Consider the following 7,103-nt stretch of genomic DNA (forward strand, 5'->3'; position numbering starts at 1 on the left):
CAGATGGCCCCCAACAGAAATATTCGGCGGCCCCGAAACGCGCTACTGACCGCATCACTCCGTGGCCCCCGAGGTCAATATCGATGGCCCCCAGCAGGGCTAATACTCAAGAACACGCGGTGGACTCCGGGGAGGACTTCGTGCGCGGCCAATCCGGAGGCCTTGATGGACGTGCTCGTGTGGTCGTAAAGTCCTTGCGTCGCAGCCGAGTAGGCAGACCAGCCGTCGGTGATCACGTTGCTGCCGGGCTCAACATTGACGTCCAAGAAGGCTGCGAGACTGGTTGTGCTGGCGTCGGGGATGACGCTGAGGCGAACGCGACCGAAGCGCCCGAGATCTCGCTCGATGACTCCTCCTATCAGGAGTTTTTTTGCGAACCGCGGCCCCGGACGCCGGGCTCGACGCCGCCGAGGAGGGTCTCGTCGACTTCAACGTCGCCACGGAGTTTGTCACGACTCGGACGCACCATCACGGATCGATACCGGTGCAGCATCATCCACGCCGTCTGGATCGAGCCCAATTCCATCTCGCGCTGCACCTGAGTGGCCGAGATCCCAATTTTGTCCCCCACCATCCGCCAAGCCACGGCGAACCACACCGTCAACGGTGTTCGCGTCTTATCGAAAACCGTCCCTGCGGTCAGGATACTCGCCGGTTGCAGCCGCCACACTTCCATCTAGAGTCCGGTAACCGCCACCCCGTCAGGCTTGAACAATGCGGGCACACAAATCCATCCGGCCAGCGCAGCCAGTCCAAATAATCCAGGCATTTCCAGTCCTCGTCGAACCACGAGTGCATTTGTGCATACGACCGGGGGAAATCCTAGCCAGCACGACGGTTTTCAGCCACACAACAACGGTAACCAACTCAAATCGCCTCCGCCACATCCCCGTAAACCGGTGCACCTAAATAGAAAGCCCTTTTCCTGAATTGGCCACGGGGCAGGTGAACGGATGCTGGGTCGTATCCGATTCGGTTACACGCGTTCCCAGATCGCGGCGAGGCCCTGGCCGCCGCCGATGCACATGGTTTCGAGCAAGAACTGGCCGTCGGTGCGCTGCAAGTGCCGGGCGGCGGTGGCGAGGATGCGGGCGCCGGTCGCTCCGACCGGGTGTCCAAGGGAGATGCCGGAGCCGTTCACGTTGGTGCGTTCCCAGTCGGCGTCGGTGAAGTTCCATTCCCGGCTGACGGCGAGCACCTGCACGGCGAAGGCCTCGTTGAGTTCGATCAGGTCGATGTCCGCGATGCTCAGGCCCGCACGTGCGAGCGCGAGCTTGGTCGCGGGCACGGGTCCGAGGCCCATTCGGCTGGGGCTCGACGCCGGCGCGCGCCCAGGACGTGAGGCGCACGAGCGGGGTGAGCCCGAGTTCGGCGGCGCGTTCGGGGGTGGTCACGAGGCAGGCGGCGGCCGCGTCGTTCTGCCCGCTCGCGTTTCCGGCAGTGACAGTGGATGCCGCATCCGCTTTCGCCAAAATCGGCTTCAGGCCCGCCAGCACCTCGACACTCGTCTGCCGCGGGGTCTCATCGGCGAAGACCACGACGGGGCCCTTGCGGCCGAGCACCGTGACAGGCACGATCTCGTCGACAAACAGGCCGTCGGCAACGGCGGCGAGGGCCCGTTGTTGGGAGCGCATGGCGAGTTCGTCCTGCTCGACGCGGGTAATGGCGTAGTCGCGGCGCAGGTTCTCGGCGGTTTCGAGCATGCCGCCCGGCACCGGGAAGTGCTGTCCGCCGGCTGTTTCGCGGCCGCGGCCGAGGGCGTCGCGCAGCAGCATGCCGGCGGTGCCGCCCACGCCCCAGCGAGAGTCGACGGTATAGAACGGGGCTTGGCTCATCACGTCCACGCCACCGGCGATCACGAGGTCGCTCACGCCGGTCTGCACCTGCATCGCGGCGTCAAGCATCGCCTGCAGGCCAGAGCCGCAGCGGCGGTCGACTTGCACACCGCCGACAGTCACCGGCAGGCCCGCGTTCAGGGCGGCGACCCGGACGACCGGGGCGGCCTCGGCCGTCGGATACGCCTGGCCGAAGATCACGTCGTCGACCAGCGCACCGTCCAGTCCCGTGCGTTCGATCAGCGCGGCGATCACCGTCGCGGCGAGGTCGGCGGGCGCGACGGCCTTAAACGCGCCGCCGAAACGGCCGATCGGGGTGCGGAGAGGTTCGCAGATGACGACCTCGCGCAGCGCCCTCATGCGGAAACCGGTTCGCTGAGCGGTGTAGGTGCACTGAGCAGTGTGCGAATGGTCAGCGGCGACTCCGGCACGAGCAGCGTCGCCTCTGTAGCAGCCTGAACATGAGCCACGGTGACGCCCGGCGCGACCTCGCGCAGTACGAGTCCGGCCGGGGTGACGTCGATCACGGCGAGATCGGTGATGATGCGCGTCACGACGGCCTTGCCAGTCAGCGGTTGGTCGCATGTATTCTTGATCTTGTGCTCGCCGGTCTTGGTCGTGTGTTCCATCACCACGATCACGGTATCGGCGCCGTGCACGAGGTCCATCGCGCCGCCCATGCCCTTGATCATCTTGCCCGGCACCGCCCAGTTGGCGATGTCCCCGGCCACCGACACCTGCATCGCACCGAGCACGGCCACGTCGATCATGCCGCCACGAATCATGCCGAAGCTCTGCGCCGAATCGAAGTACGCCGCCCCCGCATTCACGGTGACTGTCTCCTTGCCGGCGTTGATCAGCTTCGGGTCTTCCTCGCCCTCCCACGGATACGGGCCCACGCCGAGCACACCGTTCTCGGAGTGCAGCACCACGTGCACGCCCTCCGGCAGAAAATTCGGAATGAGCGTCGGCAAACCGATACCCAAATTGACGTAGGAGTCGGGGGCGAGTTCCTGGGCGGCGCGCGCCGCCATCTCGTTACGAGTGAGAGCCATCAGAGTTTTCCTTCCAGACCAGCGGATACGGGGCGCTTGCGGGTCGTGATCTTCTCGATCGGCAGGTCGGCGGCATCCGTTGCCCCAAGCCGCACGATACGGTTCACGTAGATGCCCGGCAGGTGCACCTGATCCGGGTCGATCTCACCCGATTCCACGAGCTCGTCGACCTCCGCAATCGTGATGCGACCCGCCATGCCAGCCACGGGGTTAAAGTTGCGCGCGGACTTCTCAAACACGAGATTGCCGTGCCGGTCGCCCTTAGCGGCGCGCACGAGAGCGTAATCCGTGACAATCGCCTCCTCGAGCACATATTCCTTCTCCGACCCGAGCGAACCGATACGGCGGGTCTCCTTCGGCGGCGACGACACCACCACCTCACCGCCCGGCCCGTAGCGCCACGGCAGACCGCCATCAGCGACCATCGTGCCCACCCCACTCGCTGTGAAGAACGCCGGAATACCGGTGCCGCCGGCGCGCAGCCGCTCGGCAAGGGTACCCTGCGACGTCAGCTCCACCTCAAGTTCGCCGCCGAGATAGCGGCGGGCGAAATCCCTATTTTCACCGATGTACGACGCGATCACCCTACTGATCCGACCCTCCCGCAACAGCTCACCAAGACCCCACCCATCGACACCACAGTTGTTAGAGGCAACATGCAAGTTCGTGCTGCCAACCTCAAGCAGCGCACGAATCAGTACAATCGGCACACCGACCAAACCAAAACCACCGACAGCGATCGAGGCCCCATCGGGAATATCCGCCACGGCGGCCGCGGCAGAAGAAAACGTCTTATCCATGTTGTTAGTCCTCTAAACGGTCGGGGGGGTATCGGCATCGAGCCCCGCGAACGTGTCGCGGGCCACGGCGAAGGCTGTATTCGCGGCCGGCACACCGGCATAGATGGCGGTGTGAAGTATGGCCTCGCTGATCTCGGCGCGGGTCAGCCCATTGGCCAACGCCGCCCGCACGTGCATCGCGAGTTCACCCTCGTGACCGCCCGCCATGAGCGCTGCGATCGTGAGAAAGCTGCGAGTGCGCCGGTCGAGGCCGGGCCTGGTCCAGATCTCGCCCCAGGCATAGCGGGTGATAAAGTCCTGAAAAACGGCAGTTTCGGGGGTGATCGCGGCGGTCGCCCGGTCCACATGGGCGTCACCGAGCACTTCCCGGCGAACCACCATGCCGTCCTCGTAGGTCTGGTTTGCAGTGCGGGAGGCCGCCAGAGGGCCGAACAGGTCGAGGAGTAGCGCGGCGACCTCCGCCGGGCGCTCCAGGGCGGGAAGGTGGGCTGCGCCGCGGATGAGTTCGTGGCGGGCCGCGGGGATCGATGCCGCCAGGTTCACGAGTATGTCCGTGGGCGTGGCCACGTCAAACTCGCCCGAGGCGCACAACACGGGCGTGTGTATGCCGCCAACGGCATCCGTCGCGTCGTAGTCGGCGAGTGCCTCGCAGCAGAGCGCATACGACTCGTCGTTGACGGCGCTCAGTTCGTTCAGGGCTGCGGAACCGGCGGCCGTATCGCGTTCAAGGAACCCCGGCGCAAACCAGCGCTGGGCGCTGCTGACGACCACACTCGGGGTGCCGCTGCCGCGAATCTGCGCGGCCCGTTCCCGCCAGCCCTCTGGGGTGCCGATCTTCGGACCGGAGCAGATCACGCCGAGGCTCAACAGGCGGTCGGGGTGCCGCACGGCCAGCTCAAGCCCGACGGCACCGCCGAGGGAGATGCCGGCGTAGTGGAAGGAGCCGCCGCCGACCGAATCGACGAGGGCGATCACGGCGTCAGCGAGTCCGGCGAGCGTGAACGGATGCGAGGCGGCCGGGCTGGCCCCGTGGCCGGGCAGGTCGAAGCGCAGAACCCGGTAGGTCTCGGCGAGCGGCCCAACGACGCCGTCCCAGAGCGAGGTCGTGGTTCCGAGGGAGGAGCCGAGCACCACGAGCGGCGCTGCGGGTGCCGGGCCCCGAACGGGCGTGACCGTTCCGATCAGGGCCGGCACGGTCGTCAGTGGAACAGTCATAAGTGGCACAATCATTAGGTGTTTGTCCTTAGTGGTTCAGGGGCAAGGGCCGGATCGCACTGCGCGCGGTAGCGCTCGAGCACCCGGTCGATTCCCACCGTTGACTGACCGAGGTCGCAGCGGTGGTCATAGGTCGATTCGGGCAGAGCTCGCAGGCCATCGGTCGCGTCGAGCCCGCCCACATCGAGTTCCTGCTCGACTCGCCGAATCATGGCGTAGGCGGCCTCCATGACCTGTACAGATCTTCTTTGGAATCGAAGTAGTAGTAGATCATGCGCTTGGTCGTGCGCGTCAGTTCCGCGATCCTGTCGACTCGCGCGACGGCGAACCCGCTCGCCGCGAACTCGACCGTGGCTACCTGAAGGATGTTGTCCCGGGTGCGCTCAGCGTCCCGGCGCCGCCCGTTGTCCGCGTTGTCTCTCGCGGTCGGGATGCTCCTTCAACTATGAAACGCTGGCCGTGCGTGGAATTCAGCACAGAGTGGGGCCGTGCACAGTCGCTCACAGCCCACCCTATCCGGTGTGCCACGGGCCTATTGAGCGGCCGGTACCTGCTCCCGAGCAGTCTTGCCTTGCGTGGTGCCCAACTGGGCCATCGGCACCCGGAAGGTCTCTCTGGCGGTCGCCACAGCTACGACATGCTGCTGAAGCTCAGGCAGGTTTTCGAAGCCGTAACGCTCCGGTTCCCGAGTGCGCGCGGGCAGAGGGTTTGGCCCGTTGACCACAAGCACGAGTGGTTGTTCTGCATTTTGTGACATCATCGTTGATTTCATTTCCTCGATGGAACGTACCAGTTAGTACATTGCGGATGGAGGCGTCAGCCCTCTCAAGGATTCGTCCAACGGAGTCCGGTGTACTGCTCGGCGAGGGGGTGACGGAGTCGAGCTGCCTTCCGCCGAGTTGCTCGGGGCCGTGGCGCTGCAGGTCGAACCGGGCCGGGCGCTGCCAGCCTCGCAGACCGCAGCCGGAGAGATACAACTCCAGGGCACCTCGTCCCGCTGCATCCAGCCCCTGGACGCGCCCCCCAGTTCCCGCTCAGGCTCGGGTCGGGGGCATTGCGCATTTCAGGCCGTGGCGCGCCGATAACCGAGTGCTCGGCTGATACCCCGCGCGGCCTGTCGTACGGCCTGTTCGTTCTCGGGAGACGGTTTCTCGGCCGTGCTCGTAACGATCGACACCGCAGCCACCGCCTGCCCGGTTCGGTCACGAATGGGAGCTGCCAGCGAACTCGATCCCACCGTCATCTCCTCCGACATATACGCCATTCCTTCGGCCCGGATTCCCGCGAGACGTTTACGGAGGAGGTCGGGATCGGTCACCGTCATGGGTAGAAAACGCTGCATCGACGACTCCAAGTAGTCCTGCACGGAGTCATTAGGCGCATAGGCCAGCAGCACAAGACCCACCCCGGTGGAGTGCAACGGGAGCCGACCACCCACGCGGGAAATCACCCGCACCGCGTGATGGCCGGAGAGTTTCTCGAGATACAGGGCATCGCGCCCGTCACGAATGGCCAAGTGAACGTGTTCGCGGGTGGTTTCGTAGAGGTCTTCGAGATACGGAAGCGCAATCGTGCGCAGATTGTGGGCGGTAGGCGTCTGCACACCCACCTCCCACAGCCGCATGCCCAGGGAGTATTGAACCGTCCCGGGTTTCATGCCGCCGTTTTGTTGGCGGCTTCGACATTTATCGGGCCGTTTGTTTCAGCGTAGTAGTTGCGTTCATATTCTTCGGGCGGCATGTTCCCGAGCGCGCTGTGCAGGCGCCGATTGTTGTACCAATCCAGCCAATCGAAGGTGAGCTTTTCGACGTCAGCAAGGGTCTTCAACGGGCCCGTCACGAACGGTNCGTCTCGGCAGCCGCGTTGTCATAGGCGTCGCCGATGGTCCCGATCGAGGCGACGAGCCCCTCGAGCGCGACGGTTTCTGTGAACTTGATGGACGTATATTGTGAGCCAGCGTCTGAGTGATGTATCAGCCCTGGTCGCACCGCGTGGCCGGCATGGTCGCGGCGCCAGAGCGCCATATTCAAACAGGCTTCAACGAACGGTGTGTCCTTGNGATGTATCAGCCCTGGTCGCACCGCGTGGCCGGCATGGTCGCGGCGCCAGAGCGCCATATTCAAACAGGCTTCAACGAACGGTGTGTCCTTGATCGTTGACGCATGCCAGCCCACAATCGCTCGCGAGTACAGGTCGAT

At 64.9% G+C, this 7,103-nt stretch carries 12 protein-coding genes and 1 pseudogene; all 13 read right to left on the reverse strand.

Features of this window, described 5'->3' with window-relative positions:
- Positions 1–74: 74 nt before the first annotated feature.
- On the reverse strand, positions 75–362 hold the full coding sequence (locus tag E3O06_RS18430) for a transposase (RefSeq protein WP_420898880.1): 288 nt from the start codon (positions 360–362) through the stop codon (positions 75–77).
- Positions 359–676 carry a hypothetical protein gene (locus E3O06_RS11120; RefSeq protein WP_166788187.1) on the reverse strand — a complete coding sequence of 106 codons (318 nt, stop codon included), beginning with the start codon at positions 674–676 and terminating at the stop codon, positions 359–361. Before E3O06_RS11120 ends, E3O06_RS18430 begins: the two co-directional genes overlap by 4 nt.
- Entirely contained in the window at positions 640–798 is a 159-nt protein-coding gene (locus E3O06_RS18435) for a transposase (protein ID WP_134503462.1), read from the reverse strand. Before E3O06_RS18435 ends, E3O06_RS11120 begins: the two co-directional genes overlap by 37 nt.
- Before the next feature lie 178 nt (positions 799–976).
- Positions 977–1,288, reverse strand: a complete 312-nt coding sequence (locus E3O06_RS18025) for an acetyl-CoA C-acetyltransferase (protein WP_241980106.1) — start codon at positions 1,286–1,288, stop codon at positions 977–979.
- Positions 1,289–1,367: 79 nt separating this feature from the next.
- Positions 1,368–2,195, reverse strand: a pseudogene (locus E3O06_RS11130) (thiolase family protein); the annotation flags it as partial.
- Positions 2,192–2,890, reverse strand: coding sequence for a 3-oxoacid CoA-transferase subunit B (locus E3O06_RS11135; protein ID WP_134503463.1), 699 nt, complete (start codon positions 2,888–2,890; stop codon positions 2,192–2,194). The pseudogene E3O06_RS11130 and the gene E3O06_RS11135, both read right to left, overlap by 4 nt.
- Positions 2,890–3,690, reverse strand: coding sequence for a CoA transferase subunit A (locus tag E3O06_RS11140; RefSeq protein ID WP_134503464.1), 801 nt, complete (start codon positions 3,688–3,690; stop codon positions 2,890–2,892). Before E3O06_RS11140 ends, E3O06_RS11135 begins: the two co-directional genes overlap by 1 nt.
- Before the next feature lie 12 nt (positions 3,691–3,702).
- On the reverse strand, positions 3,703–4,905 hold the full coding sequence (gene pcaDC / locus E3O06_RS18285; protein WP_134503465.1) for a bifunctional 3-oxoadipate enol-lactonase/4-carboxymuconolactone decarboxylase PcaDC: 1,203 nt from the start codon (positions 4,903–4,905) through the stop codon (positions 3,703–3,705).
- A gap of 14 nt (positions 4,906–4,919) precedes the next feature.
- Entirely contained in the window at positions 4,920–5,135 is a 216-nt protein-coding gene (locus tag E3O06_RS18040; RefSeq protein WP_241980107.1) for a hypothetical protein, read from the reverse strand.
- A complete protein-coding gene (locus tag E3O06_RS18290) occupies positions 5,114–5,338 on the reverse strand; it encodes a TetR/AcrR family transcriptional regulator (protein ID WP_338144857.1) in 225 nt (74 codons plus the stop codon). Before E3O06_RS18290 ends, E3O06_RS18040 begins: the two co-directional genes overlap by 22 nt.
- Before the next feature lie 99 nt (positions 5,339–5,437).
- Positions 5,438–5,677 (reverse strand): hypothetical protein, encoded by a 240-nt coding sequence (locus E3O06_RS11155; RefSeq protein ID WP_134503466.1) that lies wholly within the window; start codon positions 5,675–5,677, stop codon positions 5,438–5,440.
- A 291-nt stretch (positions 5,678–5,968) separates the two neighbouring features.
- Complete coding sequence (locus E3O06_RS11160; RefSeq protein WP_134503467.1) at positions 5,969–6,562, reverse strand: IclR family transcriptional regulator; 594 nt, start codon at positions 6,560–6,562, stop codon at positions 5,969–5,971.
- Positions 6,559–6,744, reverse strand: a complete 186-nt coding sequence (locus E3O06_RS18440) for an integrase core domain-containing protein (RefSeq protein ID WP_134503468.1) — start codon at positions 6,742–6,744, stop codon at positions 6,559–6,561. Before E3O06_RS18440 ends, E3O06_RS11160 begins: the two co-directional genes overlap by 4 nt.
- Positions 6,745–7,103: the final 359 nt, after the last annotated feature.

This window comes from Cryobacterium glaciale, assembly GCF_004402535.1.
Classification (GTDB): Bacteria; Actinomycetota; Actinomycetes; order Actinomycetales; family Microbacteriaceae; genus Cryobacterium; species Cryobacterium glaciale.

Excerpts from the sequence above, each read along its gene's own strand:
- E3O06_RS11155 (WP_134503466.1), bottom strand. The coding sequence starts at position 5,677 with ATGAAATCAACGATGATGTCACAAAATGCAGAACAACCACTCGTGCTT.
- E3O06_RS11120 (WP_166788187.1), bottom strand. The coding sequence starts at position 676 with ATGGAAGTGTGGCGGCTGCAACCGGCGAGTATCCTGACCGCAGGGACG.
- E3O06_RS11135 (WP_134503463.1), bottom strand. The coding sequence starts at position 2,890 with ATGGCTCTCACTCGTAACGAGATGGCGGCGCGCGCCGCCCAGGAACTC.
- E3O06_RS11160 (WP_134503467.1), bottom strand. The coding sequence starts at position 6,562 with ATGAAACCCGGGACGGTTCAATACTCCCTGGGCATGCGGCTGTGGGAG.
- E3O06_RS18040 (WP_241980107.1), bottom strand. The coding sequence starts at position 5,135 with ATGGAGGCCGCCTACGCCATGATTCGGCGAGTCGAGCAGGAACTCGAT.
- pcaDC (WP_134503465.1), bottom strand. The coding sequence starts at position 4,905 with ATGACTGTTCCACTGACGACCGTGCCGGCCCTGATCGGAACGGTCACG.
- E3O06_RS11140 (WP_134503464.1), bottom strand. The coding sequence starts at position 3,690 with ATGGATAAGACGTTTTCTTCTGCCGCGGCCGCCGTGGCGGATATTCCC.
- E3O06_RS18435 (WP_134503462.1), bottom strand. The coding sequence starts at position 798 with ATGCACTCGTGGTTCGACGAGGACTGGAAATGCCTGGATTATTTGGAC.